The organism is Vibrio parahaemolyticus (assembly GCF_900460535.1).
GTDB classification, from domain to species: Bacteria; Pseudomonadota; Gammaproteobacteria; order Enterobacterales; family Vibrionaceae; genus Vibrio; species Vibrio parahaemolyticus.
The window spans coordinates 239,443-257,895 of the sequence record NZ_UHIL01000002.1; the positions used below are offsets into that span (position 1 = coordinate 239,443).

The 18,453-nt window shown below is 40.4% G+C and carries 14 protein-coding genes and 3 pseudogenes; 6 read left to right on the forward strand and 11 right to left on the reverse strand.

Features of this window, described 5'->3' with window-relative positions; translation table 11 throughout:
- Positions 1 to 334: 334 nt before the first annotated feature.
- The 6 genes from DYB02_RS18035 to DYB02_RS18060 all read right to left on the reverse strand — a co-directional run bounded on the left by DYB02_RS18035 (position 335) and on the right by DYB02_RS18060 (position 6,433).
- On the reverse strand, positions 335 to 1,813 hold the full coding sequence (locus tag DYB02_RS18035) for a hypothetical protein (protein WP_029804809.1): 1,479 nt from the start codon (positions 1,811 to 1,813) through the stop codon (positions 335 to 337).
- Positions 1,806 to 2,396, reverse strand: a complete 591-nt coding sequence (locus tag DYB02_RS18040; RefSeq protein ID WP_025587029.1) for a hypothetical protein — start codon at positions 2,394 to 2,396, stop codon at positions 1,806 to 1,808. Before DYB02_RS18040 ends, DYB02_RS18035 begins: the two co-directional genes overlap by 8 nt.
- A gap of 183 nt (positions 2,397 to 2,579) precedes the next feature.
- A complete protein-coding gene (locus tag DYB02_RS18045) occupies positions 2,580 to 3,299 on the reverse strand; it encodes a beta-ketoacyl-ACP reductase (RefSeq protein ID WP_020838098.1) in 720 nt (239 codons plus the stop codon).
- 266 nt (positions 3,300 to 3,565) lie between these two features.
- Positions 3,566 to 4,369, reverse strand: a complete 804-nt coding sequence (locus DYB02_RS18050) for a metal ABC transporter permease (protein WP_021452156.1) — start codon at positions 4,367 to 4,369, stop codon at positions 3,566 to 3,568.
- A 2-nt stretch (positions 4,370 to 4,371) separates the two neighbouring features.
- Entirely contained in the window at positions 4,372 to 5,301 is a 930-nt protein-coding gene (locus DYB02_RS18055) for a metal ABC transporter solute-binding protein, Zn/Mn family (RefSeq protein ID WP_029804814.1), read from the reverse strand.
- Complete coding sequence (locus DYB02_RS18060; protein ID WP_029804818.1) at positions 5,291 to 6,433, reverse strand: hypothetical protein; 1,143 nt, start codon at positions 6,431 to 6,433, stop codon at positions 5,291 to 5,293. The genes DYB02_RS18055 and DYB02_RS18060 overlap by 11 nt, the downstream gene beginning before the upstream one ends.
- 206 nt (positions 6,434 to 6,639) lie before the next feature.
- Between DYB02_RS18060 and DYB02_RS18065 the strand changes: the two are divergent.
- From DYB02_RS18065 to DYB02_RS18090, 6 genes and pseudogenes are all read left to right on the forward strand, one after another.
- A pseudogene (locus DYB02_RS18065) lies at positions 6,640 to 7,295 on the forward strand (cupin domain-containing protein).
- 708 nt (positions 7,296 to 8,003) lie between these two features.
- Entirely contained in the window at positions 8,004 to 8,867 is an 864-nt protein-coding gene (locus DYB02_RS18070; protein ID WP_029804820.1) for a beta-keto acid cleavage family enzyme, read from the forward strand.
- Positions 8,868 to 9,009: 142 nt separating this feature from the next.
- On the forward strand, positions 9,010 to 9,222 hold the full coding sequence (locus tag DYB02_RS18075) for an alpha/beta hydrolase (RefSeq protein ID WP_123766438.1): 213 nt from the start codon (positions 9,010 to 9,012) through the stop codon (positions 9,220 to 9,222).
- 12 nt (positions 9,223 to 9,234) lie between these two features.
- Positions 9,235 to 9,570 carry an alpha/beta hydrolase gene (locus DYB02_RS18080; RefSeq protein WP_029804825.1) on the forward strand — a complete coding sequence of 112 codons (336 nt, stop codon included), beginning with the start codon at positions 9,235 to 9,237 and terminating at the stop codon, positions 9,568 to 9,570.
- Entirely contained in the window at positions 9,563 to 9,952 is a 390-nt protein-coding gene (locus tag DYB02_RS26140; RefSeq protein ID WP_104411439.1) for a thiolase family protein, read from the forward strand. The genes DYB02_RS18080 and DYB02_RS26140 overlap by 8 nt, the downstream gene beginning before the upstream one ends.
- Positions 9,862 to 10,179 (forward strand): annotated as a pseudogene (locus DYB02_RS18090) (IS5/IS1182 family transposase); the annotation flags it as partial. The gene DYB02_RS26140 and the pseudogene DYB02_RS18090, both read left to right, overlap by 91 nt.
- Before the next feature lie 54 nt (positions 10,180 to 10,233).
- Here the strand turns inward: DYB02_RS18090 and DYB02_RS18095 are convergent.
- The 5 genes and pseudogenes from DYB02_RS18095 to DYB02_RS18115 all read right to left on the reverse strand — a co-directional run.
- Positions 10,234 to 10,623: pseudogene (locus DYB02_RS18095) on the reverse strand (transposase family protein); the annotation flags it as partial.
- A gap of 87 nt (positions 10,624 to 10,710) precedes the next feature.
- Entirely contained in the window at positions 10,711 to 12,147 is a 1,437-nt protein-coding gene (locus DYB02_RS18100; protein WP_029805939.1) for an HlyD family type I secretion periplasmic adaptor subunit, read from the reverse strand.
- A 17-nt stretch (positions 12,148 to 12,164) separates the two neighbouring features.
- Positions 12,165 to 14,288 (reverse strand): type I secretion system permease/ATPase, encoded by a 2,124-nt coding sequence (locus DYB02_RS18105; RefSeq protein WP_029805941.1) that lies wholly within the window; start codon positions 14,286 to 14,288, stop codon positions 12,165 to 12,167.
- A gap of 76 nt (positions 14,289 to 14,364) precedes the next feature.
- A complete protein-coding gene (locus DYB02_RS18110; protein WP_041955411.1) occupies positions 14,365 to 17,325 on the reverse strand; it encodes an RTX family hemolysin in 2,961 nt (986 codons plus the stop codon).
- Positions 17,326 to 17,336: 11 nt separating this feature from the next.
- On the reverse strand, positions 17,337 to 17,849 hold the full coding sequence (locus tag DYB02_RS18115) for a toxin-activating lysine-acyltransferase (RefSeq protein ID WP_029805944.1): 513 nt from the start codon (positions 17,847 to 17,849) through the stop codon (positions 17,337 to 17,339).
- Positions 17,850 to 18,453 lie beyond the last annotated feature (604 nt).

Consider the following 18,453-nt stretch of genomic DNA (forward strand, 5'->3'; position numbering starts at 1 on the left):
CTGAATTGAAATGGGGCAATTATGAGTCAATTAGCACAGCGATTTTCTATTGCTCATAATTCGTATATAGCCATTATTTATGTAGTTAGTTGTACTATATCGACATAAGTCATGTTCGTTCAAATAGGTGTGCTAAGAAATGTTATGGGTAACCACTCTAAGTAAAATAGAACATAATGGCATGCTAACGACTCAACGAACTGCTCCAATAAAAAACGCCCTTCCTAGAGATAGGAGGGGCGTTTGTTGTGTTAAGTACCTGTGCTCAGCATCGCTCATTTTTGGACGAGGTCAGCGCAACAAATTTATGTCGCGTAGTGAGCCTAATAGCTATTCATGATGCCGTTGGTAGTAGAATAGAATTAGAGTGAAGCTCATACCTAGTCTCTAGATTTTGTTTTTCTATGAAACTCTTTTCTTTCTGTGAGTAAGGATTTTTCGCTTTCAAATCAAGGAATATACCTTGATAACGCCACCCCTTACGGCGAAGTTCACTCACCGATTGCTCTCCACTTTGTAGCTTTCTTCCATACCTATCTCTGACTGTCACAATAACTTTGGTATTGTCCGGTTGCTCATCATATCCGTACCATATTAATGCCTCGGATTTTTCACCCAATATAAATGGGTCATCGTTTGGGATATTTGAGCATTGAACAACGGTAAACGTTTGGTTCTCTCTGTCTTTTTTGTCGCGTTGGTGAGATAAGTATTTTAAGCCAGCAACAGGTTTGAGTTTGTATTTGTAAGCGGCAGAATCATATTCAAAGTACGAGTCATCGTAATGTGGATACATGGCTTTTTCAAACCAATCCCCGCTTGGGTTATCGACAAATTTAATCTCTGGTTCAGCATGACTTTCAACAAAATAAGGCGTGTATTGATAGGTCACTTCAAAGAGATGCTCTTCCATGTCCGGCTTGGTAAGTGAATCAAAAGCTCGCCCCACAGATTTCTTGATTTTGTTAATCGAGTCAGGATGAGTTAAATAGATTTCAATTAAACCATGCCCTGCAATGTCTGCTGTGCTTGGCGCTATAGCGGTATTCGGTACAGGGACAGAGCCAATTCCCGTTAGTTGCAGGCCATTAATAACAAGGTCAGAGGTTGATAAAATATAGTCACTATCAGGGGTTAATGTTGGCGAGGCCGGCGCAATATGAACCACGTGAATATTATCAGCGTCGTATCCTAATTGAGAAACAACATACTTGTAAGATTGGTTCCCCCATAAGTTTCCTTGCGAGTGAGCAATATAAATTAGCTTTTTGCCTTTCCATGTATTGGAATCATTGATGAGTTTATGCTGCATCTGAGTTTTTTCAGTATCAGGTGAATCAATCGAAGTACTCAAGAGCTGCAAAAACTCACGAATCATCGTATTCATACCTTGGCTGACAAGGTCGGAAACAAACCCTTTAAACCATGAAAAAGTCGCACTAATTTTTTGGATGATAGAACTGTCCTGACGTCCGCTAACGATTTCCCAAAACGCTTCCCATCGGTCAAATTGCTTTTGCCCCAACTCTTGTGTTCTTTGATCAAAAGTTTCAGCAAAATCAGCTAAGACATTCAACCCGTTACTTTCAATGTAAGAGTCATTGTAGAACAGTTGATATTCAACTGGCTCACCGTTGAATTGCTTGATACCAAGGGTTGATTCTATTTTCTTCTGCCCTTGTTTAGCTCCTTTTAGTGTCGTAGCTACACCATTAAAAAAGCCGATTGTGTAGCCTTCAATATCGCAGGAATTGGCACTGACATGCGCGGGGAATATCGTGAAAATCAAAAGGGCACCTGTTAGCTTATTCACAGTATTGCTCCTCAGCAGGGAGCAATGTACTGACTGAACCATCTAGCAAATGATTGTAAGTAAGATAAGCCACCGTTCTGGCTTTAGTGTTGTATGTTAGTGCTACGATTGTTTTTGACGTATCGATTGAGTCATCCACTGGGATACCGACAAAATCTTTGCAAGCGAGAACTTTATCGAACTCGTCGCCTATCGCCATAGCTTTGTCAATATTAGCCTCAGTCTTCTCACTCCAATCGTAATATAGGTTTTTCTGAGTTTGACGTGCTTCTTGCTTCAATGCATTGCGCACTGGCTCTGACACTTCTAACGCATTGATGAATGCCTCGATATCGTCGCGTATTCCGTCTTTATTTTCATCACGACCTGTCAGGGAATCACTTCTATCTAGTGTGTAATCAAATTTTCGATATAGCAGAGCAAATTGGTCATCAATTGTAGGTTGAGCCTTTAGCTCTTTAGCAATCTCCGGCGTTTTTTTAAAACTTTGGTGTGGTTGATTGTGATTTGGGTCTGGAGTCGGAGTGTTTTGCTGGTTACAGCCAAAGAGAATAAGCAGGCCAAGTAGCGATAATTTTTTCATATGAATAATCCATGTTTTTTATGGATATTACATGTGCGCTTTGCGGATAGACCAATTGCGTTTTGTTATACCGAGTAAACAACTGGCAATTTAACTCTCCATGTTTGTATGCATTTATCTTGAGACAAAAACGCCCTTCACCTGAGCAAAGAGCGTTTTTTACTTGAGGTTATGGTTCGAACATTAAAGCACCAACCCACCATCAATCTTGAGCACTTGTCCGGTTATAAACGCACTTTTATCAGAGACCAGAAACGCAACGCCATTGGCGATATCTTGCACCGAGCCCATACGTCCTAGGGGCGTTTTACTTTCCATCATTTGAATGACTTTTTCTGGCAGGTTCTTGGTCATGTCGGTGGTGATAAAGCCTGGCGCGACACAGTTGACGCGTATCTGTGCACCCTTTCTTGAAAGTTCTTTCGCCCAGCCTTTGCTCATTGAGATGACGCCACCTTTACTTGCGCCGTAGTTACTTTGCCCAATATTGCCATCCGTACCCACGATAGAAGAAATGCTGACAATGCTACCTGCGCCCTGCTCTAGCATTACTGGCGCGACGCGTTGAGTAAGTAAGAACACAGCCTTTAAGTTCACATCGATTACGCTGTCCCAATCTTGTTCTAGCATGTCTGGCAGCAATGCATCGCGAGTAATACCCGCGTTATTAACCAGCGCATCGATTCTTCCATGCTGCTCTACAATACTGTCTACCACTTCGCTAACAGCAGCGGCATCGCACAAATTGACTTGATAACTGCTTAGCTGCGCCGACTGGCTCCATTCCAAAGGCGATATGTCTAGCCCGACGACGTGGAATCCATCCTCCAGTAATTGCTCACAAATAGCTTGGCCAATACCACGTGCCGCACCAGTGACTACTGCTACTTTTTCCGGTTTCATCTTGGTCTTCCTTAAATGTTGAGATTACAAACTTGCTTGATCCTAGGCGCTTATCGTTATGTGGGTTTGTGCTTCTCATACGCAAAGGATTTTATTTCGTTAATGAAACTATAGGAATATTCTGGAAGTCTGATGTGAACGAATCAAGACAACTTGATGATGTTTCTGGCGATTCTCAAGTTGAATGCTAAAACAGATAAATGGGCAAGACACTAACCCATTGAATAAAAGCAAAAAAGCACCATTAGCGCCAATGGTGCTCTGTATTAACTCTTCATCTGTAACAACACGATTTTTCTCAGCGGTGAGAAGAGATTAAATACTAAACCCGTCATAAACAGCGTAATAACAATCGTTGCACCACTAGGCAAATCATACTTTGCAGAAGCTGCTATCCCCAACAAAATACCAATAGTTCCGATACCTAAACTGGCGGTTAAAAAACGTCTACCTTTAAGGCTCGCAGCGCATAAAGCGGGAATCACCAATAAAGCAAACTCTAGGTAAATCCCCGTCAGTTTGACGGTGATCGGCATCAAAATAGCGAAGATGAGATAAAAACCGCTACCACGCATAAATTCGGGCTTTGTACGTACTAGCAACAACATCGCACCAGTGATTACCGTCAACGGCCAAACATCTTGCCATGTCGACCACAGTAGCTGACCATTCAAAATCCCTTGAATGAAATCAGCACCATGTGGGTCTTTGCTAACAAGTAACACCGCCAAAGAGGCAGATACCACAAACAAGCTGCCAATCATCGGCTCAAGATGCGGATGATTTCGCTTTTCTAATGCAGCAATCAATCCGCATAACAATAACGACATTATCCAAGGGCCAAGCATTGCACCAAGCCAAGATTCCGATAACCAAGGAATCCTCACGTACAAAGTAGATGAGTTTAGCCAATAATGACTAAGCGCCGCACCCAAAGCTGCGACTTGAGCCACCGCAAGGTCGATGAAAATGATCTGCCGCTTTAATACTTGCTGGCCCAGTACGACGTTACCAATTAGCGCAATCACGCCGCACAAAATAGCCGGCGCTAACCATGTGTATTCAGTCATGATCAAAACTTCACAGCACTAGGAGAAACAAACACATCGAGTAACTCGGCAATCACTTCATCGTACAAATCATCTAAGTTCTGCTCCTTTGACACCGTCAAAGGCAATTGGACGACAGGTTTGTTTGTTTGTTGTTGCAACCACATTGCGGGGCGTTGATCTTGGTGAGACGAATACACAATCGCATCAAACGAACTTGCGTCCAACTTGGTCAGTGATTGCAGATGCGAGGTCGTCGGCGATACCCCTGGTTTCGGTTCAAGATCCGCGACTTGAACCATACCTAGCCAATCAAATAAATATCGGTAAGTGGAGTGATATCCAACAACCCGTTTCCCCTGTAATGGTTGAGCTTTTGCTTCCCATTCGTTGAGTTTTTTTCGCCAATGCGCACGAAACTTCATCCCATTGAGCTGGTAGGTTGGCGCATTTTCAGGATCAACCGCTTGCAAACGCTGAGTCACAACGCGCGAAAGCGTAATCATGTCATTAGCCGCAAACTGCACGTGCGGATTACCATGCGCATGAATGTCACCCATACTGCGATCCACATGTTGATGTGTATCCAGCATACGTACAGAACTGGCAGCGTAAATCATGCTTTTTGCCCCATTTTGCACCGCAGCATTTGAGCTTCGTGCCTGTAGCATAGGCAACCACCCAACTTCTAGCTCTGCTCCAGAACACATAGCCAAATCGGCTTGACGCATTTTCGCAATCAACGAAGGGCGAGCTTGCACGTAATGTGGATCTTGTTTATCGGTAGTAGCAGAATAGATATTTGCTTCCGGAGCGTGGCGTTGCAATAAAGCTTTCCATTCCGGCTCACAAACAAAAATATCCAAAGCCCATGTTGGAGAAGAAACAATGGCAGCAATCGCTGCCATTGTACCTAAACCTTTAGAGATAAAGGTTAATGACTTAGAACGCATGAGCACCGTGCGCCCCAAAAGTCATGACGTATTGCAATGTAAAGACGTCCTCTTTTTCTTTATCTTGGTTTTCTGCACGCGTGTACTGCGCACGAACAGTACCAAAGTGCGAGGAATCCCACGCAATCATCGCATCGACTTCTTTATCATTTAGCGCAGTGAAATGCATGTGGTCACCATGAGCATGACCATCGTAGCTTTCCGCCTCGCCGTAACGAACGCCAGCAGACCAGCTAGGGTTAAACCGGTATACACCCGAAACGTAGTATGCTGTTAAGTTATCAGCGGATTCAGCTTCATCTTTAAATTTGCTGTCGACCACACCATCCAACAACATGTACTCGGCAGAAAACGTAAAGTTGCGGTACTTGTAGTTACCATCCGGGGCCCATTTCCAAACAAAATCAGCACCATAAAGATTCGCACCAGTAATCGCAGCAGCGTGGCTATGTTCATGGTCATGACCGGTATCAGCATGATGATCGTGGTCAGCAAATTCTTCCACCTTGCCGTTCTTGTTTCGCAGGTAACTCAAGCCAAATTGCCAACTAGAAGAATCTGAAATGTCGCTACCTAGTTTTAATGTTGAGGTAAATACACCAACGTCAGAACCCTCATCCACTGCCGACATCTTGCTGCCACTTAGCGCCTCAACACCAAATTTCACAAACAGATCTGTCGGAAGAACAAGGCTCGTTCTCACGCCATCATCATAGTAATGCGAACCAAGAAACGTTCGGTACGCTAATGGACGCTCAACAAAACTATCGGTATGCATGTGTTGGTTATTCAAGTAACCAAAATCGGAAAGAAAACGCCCCGCTCGGACATTAAAGCCGTAAGGCAAAGCCAAGGTTTCGATAAACGCTTCTTCCAACATCAGTTCGGTGTCGTCAGCATGGCTTTCCAGCACTGTCGTCAAAGCGCCATGGAATTTATCGTCAATGTTTGCAGACAAACTAAGCTCAGTATGACCCAAGCCAAACCCTTCTTCTCGCTCTGAGTTATGACGTTGTCCATCTTGGTAATATCCGTCCAAAACGACACCAATTTGTGGATTCGACAACGTATCGGCAAAAACAGGGGATGCAAAAATGCTACCAATGACTAGAGAAACCAATTTTTTATTCACTACTTCTTCCTTATTGTTATGTTATAACATATGATTTTTAAGTTGTTATAATATAACAATTATCATTACACAAGAAATAATTGAAAATAGAACCCATTTGTATTCAGAAAACCGTTGAACATTGCTTAACCAACCATTGCATCAAATTACGTTTTTAAACGTATAATTGGAGCAAGAACCGACAAAATAAGTAACGGTATTTCAGTATGTTGAATATGGATTTTTCTCAAAGGGTCGTCATCGAAACAGGCAGCCAAAATTGGGTTGCGAGCCCCTCTCAAGGAGTGTGGCGTAAGCCATTAGAGCGAGAGCAAAAGAATCTGGTCACGTAACCAGTGTAGTGAAGTACGAAGCAGGATCGCGTTTTTCTCCTCACCTTCACCCTTACGGAGAAGAAATTTTTGTGCTCGATGGTGTCTTCTCTGACGAAAATGGCGACTATCCCGCGGGTTCTTATCTTCGTAACCCACCCGGCAGTCTGCACGCGCCGTTTAGCGAGAAAGGTTGTGCCATTTTGGTCAAGCTCAATCAATTTGATCCGAACGATCTTAAAACTGTTCGAATCAATACTCGAGAAACAGAATGGTTGCCTGGTATTGGCGGACTACAAGTGATGCCGTTACATGATTTTAAGCACGAGCATGTTGCGTTGGTGAAGTGGCCCAAAGGAGAAAAGTTTCAACCTCACAGACACTTTGGTGGAGAAGAAGTTTTTGTGTTGTCTGGCGAGTTTAGGGATGAGCTAGGTATATACCCAACACATACTTGGTTGCGCTCGCCTCACATGAGTGAGCACTTCCCTTTTGTAGAAGAAGAAACGGTGATTTGGGTGAAAACAGGACATTTGCCGCTCGGAAGTTGATCGTTCCTAAATACACATATGGAGAGTAGTCTGTCACAACATGTCTCCTCAAAGATTTAAAGTGAATCAAAAGATATGATAAATGCCCAGTTGAAGTAATATCTATCTTTAAGAATATTTTGAACTCAACCAAAATATATTAACGTACAACGCTTATCCACAATACTAACACTCCTCACCTTCTAAAACTTGGTGTGTACTATTTTCCTATTTCAACACTACTCACATTCCTGCTACATTGGGAGAACAATAACTCTTGTTGATACAACCATAAGTTGATATTTTTGTGACGATAATATTTGAGGTATCAAAGCGCAGTAAGAAACTTTCTTACAAAAATAGTTCCATCACTTCACCTAGTCATGTGTAAGTCGACAAAGTCGCTTGGTGATCACATAGAAGCTGAGATCAGCACCAGCACGTCTTTGGACAAAAACTGTTTCAGCAACTTTGCTAAATTAGCAATTAACGAATAACTACAGGTATGGCATGTTGCTTTACTGAGTAACCTGTGTTGATGAGGCAAATCACAATCATAAAATCAATATGTATAGACATATAGACTGTGTTGTAAGCACACCATGCATAGCAAGGCCTAATGTGGCTTTTATGCGACAAAATCCATTTTGTCACCATTTTTTGGGGGCTTGACTTTAATTTGTTATATTTACAATGGAGGCAATTATATAGTGTAAGAAATTGAAATATATGGACAATTTGATTATCACCGCCGCCGTTAATGGCAGAATCACCCCAAGAAGTAAGAACCCCGCCGTCCCACACACGCCAAAAGAAATTGCAGATGCTGTCGTTCAGTGCAGTGAGGCAGGCGCCAGTGTCGCGCATATCCACGCCCGTGATGAAGCGGGTAAGCCAAGCTACGACAAAGACGTTTGGCGCGAGATCATCGAGCGTGTCCGCGAACGTTCCGACATTATCCTCAATCTGGGTACCTCTGGCCTCAACTTGCCACACGGCATACCAGAAGAGGAAGCCTGGAATCATCTTCAGTACGGGCCAGACATCGCTTCCTTTAACTGTGGGTCAGTGAATCATGGCGACAAGCCCTTCATCAACAGCCCCGCACTGGCAAAAAAACTCGCACTGGCGCTGAAGGAGCATCAGGTGACTCCTGAGATAGAAATTTACCATTCCGGGGTAATCCACGAGGCCATCACCCTTCAGCAACAAGGTTACTTGGACAAGAAGTTGGTGTTTGCGTTTACGATGGGCATTCATGGTGGGGTCCGGCCGAGCTGCAAAGACTTGCTGCATCTGGTGGACTGCCTTCCTAACAACAGCATCTGGTCAGCCATCGGGATTGGGCAGGCGGAGTTGCCGCTGAACACCTACTCGATTTTATTGGGTGGCCATGTCCGCACGGGGCTCGAAGACAACATTTATTACCGAAAAGGTGAGCTCGCTACCAGCAATGCCCAGTTGGTGGATCGCATCGTCAGACTGTCTCACGAATTGGGACGGGATGTGGCCTCTATCGATGAGGCCAGAACACTCTTAGGCCTAAACCCACAACCTGCCAAGCCCGACACCATCGCTGAGATAGCTGTGTAACCGCCGTCAAAACAAGGAATAGAAAACGTGTTAACCCTCATCAGACATTAGCCCGTACACCGTGGTTATTAAAGGCGCTGAACTGAGCGCCGGCAACCCTGTGGTGATCCTTTTGCATGGACGCAGCCAAACTACAGACGATATGACGAAACTGATCAACAAATTGAACTTGGCTGAGGCGACCTATTATCTGCCGAGTGCACCCGGCGCTACCTGGTATACCCGAGGGTTCACCCGCGCTCTTGACGACAACCAGCCACAGTTAAATCAGGGGCTCGAGGTTATCGATCACGTCCTGCAAAACTTGCTCTCACAAGGCGTGAGCCGCGAGCGCATCTGGATCATGGGCTTCTAGCAGGGCGCGTGCATGGCGGCCGAGTTCATCAGGCAATCTCAACAGCCGATGGAGGGCGCCATTTTATTCACTGGTGGACTGTTTGGTCCTCAGTGCCCGACAGCATCGGCTCAAAAGCCCGTGTTTGATGGCATGACGATGTTGCTCTCGGGCAGTCATACCGATACTTGGGTCTCCGCGGAACGTGTCACTCAGACGGCCGACTATTTTGAGCAGTTAGGAGCGAGTGTCCACCTTGAGATCTTTGCCGAGCGAGAGCACCGCATTGCCCGATCGGAAATCGATCTGGCCAGAGGATTGATCACCGCCAGCTTCGCGGCGTCTCAGAAGGAGGTGGCGCATGTCTAACGCGTACCTGTGTGATTTCGTCAGAACCCCGATTGGCCGCTACGCCGGTGCATTGTCGTCGATCCGCGCGGACGATCTGGCCGCCATCACGTTAAAAGCACTCACAGAACGTCACCCAACGCTCGACTGGCGTCGCGTCGACGATGTGATTTTGGGGTGTGCGAACCAAGCGGGTGAAGACAACCGCAACATCGCCCGAATGAGTTTGCTGCTGGCCAGACTGGACACCCAAGTGCCGGGGTCCACTGTCAACCTACTGTGTGCGTCTGGGATGGAAGCTTTGTCTAACGCCACGATGCCATACGGTTCAAGCGAGCTGTTCCACTCATCCCTCCAAGAGAAGGGGCAGCCTTCTGGGAGAATGGTCACCCTAGGAACTTAGCGGTAGGTTGCCAGAAGCTCTACGGCTCCAACAACAAGTGGAAAAAGCGGTACGGCTATCATAAACGCTCACTATCAGAGACAGCAATGTATCGAGTGAAGCAGTTGTTAGGTGGGCGATTAAGTCTGAGAAACTACAATGCTCAGGTTGGTGAAACTTACGCCATGATTAAAGCGTTGAACAAACTTACAGGGCTTGATATGCCTGAAACTCAGTGCATTGTATAAGAATTACTCAATTGTAGGCAGTTTGGTTCTCTGATCGAATTACGCAACAAAGCCAATCCCTGACGCTATTTTACAAGAATCCATCTGAGCCCTGTCACCAGGAGTCGAACGTTCGTGCCTTGGGAAGTCTTGTTTCGTAGGTAAGTAACTATCGGTTTCACCGAAACTTCTGATAGTACTTTGTGGATTATTGCTGTGTTTAGGTATATTTGGTGAAACGAATTAGTTCTGCTTGAAAGCACCGCGCCCCTAGGTTATGTTTCACAAGCATCTAAAGATTCAATGCTCTCAATTCGTCCGTAATTTTAGTATCAAGAGAAGAATGAGGCCGTCTACTATGGCTTTCCAGAGCAGAAATTACATCCTGCTTGTATCGAGCAATGTTGGCCTAGAAATACCACAGCGGCAACTTACGAAGCTTGCATCACCAGACTCTTCACACATTTTTATCCACTGTAGTCTTCAGTGGATTTCTCTGTCCATAGACATCCAGTATCGTTGAAAGGATGTCTATGAATCACACACAGAAACCTAACGCTCATGTAAACTTTCGGTTACTGATTCTTCCAAAGGACTAAGAAGATAACTTATTATGCTTCGCATTCCTGTATTTATCTCAGCGGTTACAGACATACCAGAGCTCAATGGAAGTTTGTTATGTTTAGTTGATAAATAATTATCTTCAAGAGAAACAATGACATTAAAAACAAGTCCAAATTTGGGGTCTTCTATAGCATCCAAGTTTATATTTTTCACCTTACCAGTCAAGTAACCATATCGCGTATAAGGAAATGACTCTACTTTAATAATGACGCTCTGTCCAATTTGAATAAACCCAATGTCTTTATTTTGTACTGATGCGGTAACTTCTAGTAAATCATTATTTGGTACTACTACCATTAATGTTTCGGCTGTTGTAACAACACCGCCTTCAGTATGAACTTTTAATTGCTGAACTTTTCCTGACACAGGAGCCCTGATTATCGAAGCCTGTTGGCGCTCTTTATTTTTTTCCACTTCCAGTGTTAATAACTTAATGCTATCTGTTGTTTGTCGTATTTTATCTAAAATTTCATTTTTAAACAACTTGGTAACAAGATGATACTCCTCTTTAGCTGATAATATTTCACTTTCAATTTGCTCTAACTGTGATTTATAAACATGCAGTTCGTTTTCCGCCTCGAGATATTTATTCTCTTGTTCAATGACCACATGTTTTGCAATTGCTTGCTTTCGCAATAAATTTTTAAAATCATCTAAACGACTTTTTTCAACACGTGATAAATGCTCATAACGATTTATACGTGAAAGTATTGTTAATCTCTCTGACTTTTTCTTATCTAAGCTTAATTTTTTTTGATATTTTTGATTTTGCCAAGTAGAAAACTGTTCACTAATCAAAGATATCAAACGAAGCTTTTCGTCTTCAGAAATGTCATTAAAATAAAAGTCATCTGGTAAGATTAAATCAGAAATTCTATTTAATTCAATGGATTTTTTCAGCGTCTGATAACGCACCTGTTCCAACTTTGACTGTAACAGTGATGATTGTGACTTTAAAGTATCAGATTCTGCGCCTAATGCTGTAAGTTGCAATAATATTTGCCCTTTTTTAACATATTCTCCCTCTTTTACCAGAATTTCTTTAACTATCGAGTTTTCAATAGGTTTAATTTCTTTACTGCGCCCACTTGATGTTAGTTTTCCATTTGCAGTAGCAACAATTTCAACCTTGCCTACAATAGATAAAACAATAGCAATAAGTAAAAAAGCCATAATAAAATATGCAATTAAACGTGGCTTCTTAGACACTGGTGTTTCAATTAACTCTAGATGGGCAGGCAAAAATTCGTTTTCATCCTTTTCTCGAACGGGAGCATCTAATTGATGCCTAATTTTCCACGTTTCACTCCAAACGATTTTATAACGCAATAAAAACGCATATAATCCCATAAACCATGTTTTCATATATTCTTATCTTTCTATTAATCTGACTGTAATTGATATAAGTAGCTATATAAGCTGTCTGGGTTCGATAGAAGTTCTTTATGTTTTCCTTGTTCAACAATATTTCCTTTTTCCATCACAATTATACGGTCTGAATTTTTTACTGTAGATAGACGATGCGCGATAATAATAACTGTTCTACCCTGACAGATTTTATGCATATTGCGCATAATAATATGCTCAGATTCATAATCCAAAGCACTAGTTGCCTCATCGAATATTAATATTTTTGGGTTGTTAACTAACGCTCTTGCAATTGCAATTCGTTGCCGTTGACCACCAGATAACCCTGCGCCTTGTTCCCCTACGATCGTGTTATATCCTTCTCGCAATTCAGAAATAAAATCATGAGCACCAGCCAATTTAGCAGCACAAATCACTTTTTCTATAGACATACCTGGGTTAGAAAGCGTTATATTATCAAAAATACTGCGATTAAGAAGTACGTTATCCTGAAGTACAACCCCTACCTGACGACGTAACCAATTAGGGTCAGCCAAGGCAAGATCATGACCATCAATTAATACCTGACCATTTTCAGGAATGTAAAAACGTTGGACTAATTTAGTTAATGTACTTTTTCCTGAACCAGAGCGTCCAACAATACCAATGACCTCGCCTTTTTTTATATTTAGATTTATATCACTTAAAATTACAGGAGAGTCGGGTGTATAACGAAATCTAATATTTCTAAATGTAATATCTCCTTTAATTTCTGGTAATGTCAACTTCCCTTTATAGCTTTCAGTAGGAGAATTAAGAACATCTCCAAGGCGAGTGACAGATATACCTACTTGTTGAAAATCTTGCCAAAGTTGAGCGAGGCGAATAACCGGTGAGACAATTTGCCCGGCAAGCATATTGAACGCAATTAATTGACCAATACTTAGCTCCCCGGAAATAACTAGATGAGCCCCCAACCAAAGGTTAATGATCATCACGGTTTTTTGTATTAACTGTATACCTTGCTGGCCTATAGTGGATAATACTGTCACTTTAAATCCCGCAGCGACATAACCGGCTAATTGTTTATCCCATATGTTTGTCATTTGAGGTGAAACAGCCATTGCTTTAATAGTATTAATCGCTGTTACGGACTCCACCAAAAAGGATTGATTGTCTGCATTTCTAGAAAACTTCTCATCTAAACGTCGGCGTAAAATGGGACTAATAAAAATAGACCATGTGGCATAACAGGGTAATGAACATAAAATGACTAAGGTAAGCTTTGGGCTGTAATACCACATTATAGCAAAAAAAATAAACGAAAATAATAAATCTAAAACTGAAGTTAATGCCTGCCCTGTCAGGAAATTACGAATCTGATCTAGCTCTCTGACTCGAGCGACAGTATCACCAACACGACGACTTTCAAAATATGAAATAGGCAATTCTAATAGATGACGAAAAAGCTTTGCGCCAAGCTCAACATCAATGCGACTGGTACTATGTGCAAAAATATAAGTTCTTAAACCACTTAGTATAATTTCAAATAATACTACTACAGATAAAGCAACAGTGATAATGTTGAGAGTTGAAAATCCTCTGTGTACTAGAACCTTGTCCATAACCACTTGAAAAAAAAGTGGTGTAATTAAAGCAAACAATTGTAAAAATATAGAAACGACCAGAGTTTCAATAAATATTTTCCTATATTTAATAATAGCAGGAATAAACCAAGTAAAATCAAACTTTGCTAAGTTACCAATAATTGAAGTTCGAGAGGTAATGAGGATAATATTTCCCTGATATAATTCTTCGAACTCAGATTGTTCAAGAACACGAGGATTTCGCTGTTCTAAGTCATAAATAAGATACTTATTTGATTCTTTACTTACTTTAGTTAGAATAAAATGATGTCCATCTTCTCTCCAAACTAATGCGGGAAGATAAATGAAATTTAGTCGATCAACTGTTTTTTTTACAGGTTTTACTTTTAGTTCTAAAGATTTTGCCGCAAGTAACCATGACGTTAAATCTAGCCCAGTACCATTAATATCAAACTTATGTTTAATTTCTTCAGGATTAATAGAAACATTATGATATTGGGCTAATATCTCCAGCGCATATAACCCATAATCATTGTGATGATGAATATCCATAGAGACTCCAAAAATAGCAATCTTATGTAACGTACATTCTTATAAGATTGCTATTAAGTGAATTTAAATGCTATACTTATGCGTTCGATGTTATAGAGTTACTACTATACAATAAACCACTTACATTATTTGACGGATTAAACAAAGATGCCGCAGATATGTCAGTCTTAACATCAAAGTTACCTGCAGATGAAATTATTTTGCTAATCTCATTTATTAGCGGGGTAAGGTTTTTTTCATCCGCATTCGTTGATGCAGTATGTCCATATACATAGCTAGCTTTGTTATTTTTTTGGTCAAGTGCTTTATTAAGAGAGTCAGGTGTAATTACCCGACCATGTTTATCAAAAATTTGCTCAATCTGGTGGTTAGAGATATCGTTTGATTCTTTTTTAAACCAATTTTTAAATGTAATACCATTTTTTTGACCAATTGAAATAGCGTTGTTCTCAGCCTTATACATTACGAGATCATTATCTTCCCGACGAAAAACCACATCATGGAAATCGATGTCTGCTAAACTAAGCTTATCACTTTTACCACCTTCATCGTCAATAATATGATGACCATATCCTGAAAGATAACGATAAATATCATTCCCATATCCGCCTTTCAATATATCATTTCCCTCGCCACCATCAAGTAGGTCTGTACCCTCACTACCGTATAACTTGTCATTACCTTTTCCACCCAATAATACATTTTTAGAAAAAGAATTCCCTTGCACCTGGAGTTCATCATCACCTTCCCCACCATTAAGGTAATTATTACCAGTGCCACCAATCAGATTATCGTTACCATCACCACCATAGAGTTGATCATTACCATTCCCCCCCCTTAAAGTATCATTACCTTTACCACCATATAATCGGTCATCGCCATCATTACCTTCTATATAATCATCACCGCCACCACCATGAAATATATCATTGAATTTACTACCCAAAAATTTATCTGCGCGATCAGTACCGATAATTTCCTCCACTGAATATAAATTATCAATCGCTGTTAATTTTTTACCATTAATATTATTAATTTCATAACTTCGATATTGAGTTTTTTCGGTTCTTTTTCCAACCGAGACATCTTGCTCCTTCACTACTTCCTGCATAATCTTAACATCACCGCCTAGCCCTCGCGTGACAGTATAATCTCCAGCTACTGTAGCCTTAGTGCCATCAATTGTTAAATAGCCTGTATCTGTTTTATCATAATAGACTACATCATGACCTTTTCCTGCATAAACATTAGAAGATCCTGCTGACATAAATACTTTATCATCACCATCCCCTAAATGCGATTCAATGATAATTTCACGATATTGATCATGTCCAACTAATGCATGCTGAATTAAATTAGAGTAGTCGTATACAGACCCCTTATTCATCACGCCTTTTACAGTCCATTTGTCAACACCTTTGACCAATAATTCAGTCATATATTCATATTTTCCCGACTGTTTTCTATCACGTATCTCTTCACCAGGAGTTAATAATGGTGTGACAAACTTTAATAATGTAGACGATTTACTTTCAGAAATATCAATATTACCTTTTAATGGATCAAATGTTTTCTTCTGAAATTCATCCGGTGTCTTCTCTAGGCGTTTCCCTTCTTCATAATAGTCAATATAGCTTTTTCCACTAAGTGTTCTATCTCCATTTTTAGTGACACTTGCTAATTCACCAATAAGCGTATCCCAATGTTGTTGAGTGATGAGGACTGATCTTTCAACAGAATGCTCTGTATGATATTTGGATAATATTTTGAAGTTATCTTCTAAAAATGCAGAATGACGAGAATCGTATCCATTTTCAAAATAATTTTTACCGTGTTTTGCCTCCCATTCAGCAATAATATTAGCCATTTTATTTGCAACATGTTCAAACATTGATTGCTTGGAGGCCTCTAGAATTCCCGAGATAATCCCCGTTACAGCCCCAACTAATGCGTTTATTGGTGCTCCAATTAGGGAAGAAGTTGCGGCAGCACTAATACCAGAAGCTACGGAAGATAAAATCGTATTAATCGTAGTTAATGACGCATCAATAGCTCCGGTTTCCTTGTGAAAAGCAGCGAGTAAGCTGTCTCCATCGTATCCAAATTTTTTAAAGCGTTGAGAATACTCTTCTATTTTGTTTGCACGATTAAATTGTTCTGCAATGGATAGGAATGATAGTGGACTAATTGCTAATGTTACCGCAGAAGCAATTAAACCTGCAGCTGCAGCTGAAGTTGATAACCCTTGTGCGGAACGCTGTGCAATGATATATTGAGAGATTCCTTTGCCTACATTACCCAAGACTTTTGTTGTTAATTCAATTCCAGCGGCAGCTTTTGTTCCATTATCTGCATCTTCATTGCTTAAAATAAAACTTGCTGAAATAGCAGATAATATTCCGGAAATAGTATCTAAGCCGATTCCTACATTATCTAGGTTAGGTAAATTTTGTAGCTTATCGCCAACATTGTTTAAGTGTTTTGTATTAGATAATAAACCACCTAAACTATTTAGTTGCTTAGAAAACGAGTTGATATTGTTGTTCAAACTAGATGCCGTATCTACGAGCTGATTGATAAGGTCAATACTAGCCTTTGCCAATTCATTTGCACTAACGTTTTCATTATTATTTTGTTTCTTTATTAATTCATCTATCTTCATTGAAGAAAATGCGGTACCTATGAAATTTTGAATCGTTGATAATATACCGCTTGCTTTATCTAAATGGTTGCCTAAATTTTCTGCACTCCCTCCAAAACCATTTCCTGTTGTTTGAAATTTTTGTATTAGTTTGTCTAATTGTGGAGCAAATATAACCACACCTTTTTCAGTGAGTCCAATTAATTTGTCTGCTGTACCAAACACCTGATTAGTAATATCTTCACTATTTTTTTCATCTTTTTGAACTTCAATACCCAATTTATCTGCCGCTTGGAGAAACTCTGTTAGATTTGAACTATCCCCATTATAATCTTTAGGGATCAACAAGATCATCTTGAGCCCTACGTCAGGTGTTTTCTCAGTTGTTTTTGACATATAATAAACCTTTAATCTGTTAATGAAAACTTAAAGTCTGGATTATTTTTTATTTTAGTCATTAATTCATAATGATATTGTTTAAATATTTTATTAGCTAATTGTTTATCTATCTTACCTCCGTGAAATTCTGACACTTTGCCAACTTGAGATTTTTGGTCTACTCTAATAGCTCTAAATAATTCATTAGAGAATTTTTTTCGCATAAATTTATATAAAGTACCGGTATCACCAAAAGGTGCTATCCAATCAATAAACCATTTGCGATCACCTGATGTCCAGTCTTCTGCAACTAACGATGTAACATCGTTAAGGTATTTTACTTCATTTTCCAAACTTAGATTTGCCCAACTGCAATATGCAATAGGATAACCATCCCGTGTTAATAAGGCATATTGATTGGATATAATTGCGGGTAATACATTTATTGCAAACAAAGATATAGGCCAATTTCTGTGCATTGGAGAGCAAGCCCATAACCATGAAATATGTCCAAGAACATCTAGCGGTTCTTTATTGTGCATTATAAATCTCACTATATTTAAACTTCTACGTATCAATGTATATTGGCAAATAAATTACAATAAATTTAATCTGCCGATATAATATCTTTAGTGATTCAATATCTGTTTTTTATTTATTTCAATATAAACATCCATATCACAAGTTTCCTTATGTTGTAAAAAATGACGTTCTCAGTACAGTAAACATCATGAAACCTTAAATATTTTTTATCGATGTAGGAAGTATTACTCACTATTTCTCCACTATGTACCTAAAGGCACATAAAATGTGATAATCCTGCGCAAAAATATATCCTTCAGCAAAAATTTGGATCTCAGATATCTGAATTTTTATAATTACAGTAAAACATTTCGCACGTATCGCGCATTTTCAGCCAATTTAGTTAGATTCAGCTAGTGTGAGAAGGGATGTCACATATTGATATACATATATTTGCTATTGTCTGTCGAACAGGGATAATGACGTTGCGCCAATATACTGGCCCTTATACATCTATATCTACTCTTATTTACCAACGCTTTAAGCGTTGGTTTTTTTTATTTCGTTGTTCTAGATATGTAAGGCTTTGTTGCGTAATTCGAGGGAACTAAATCAGAAGGTTAC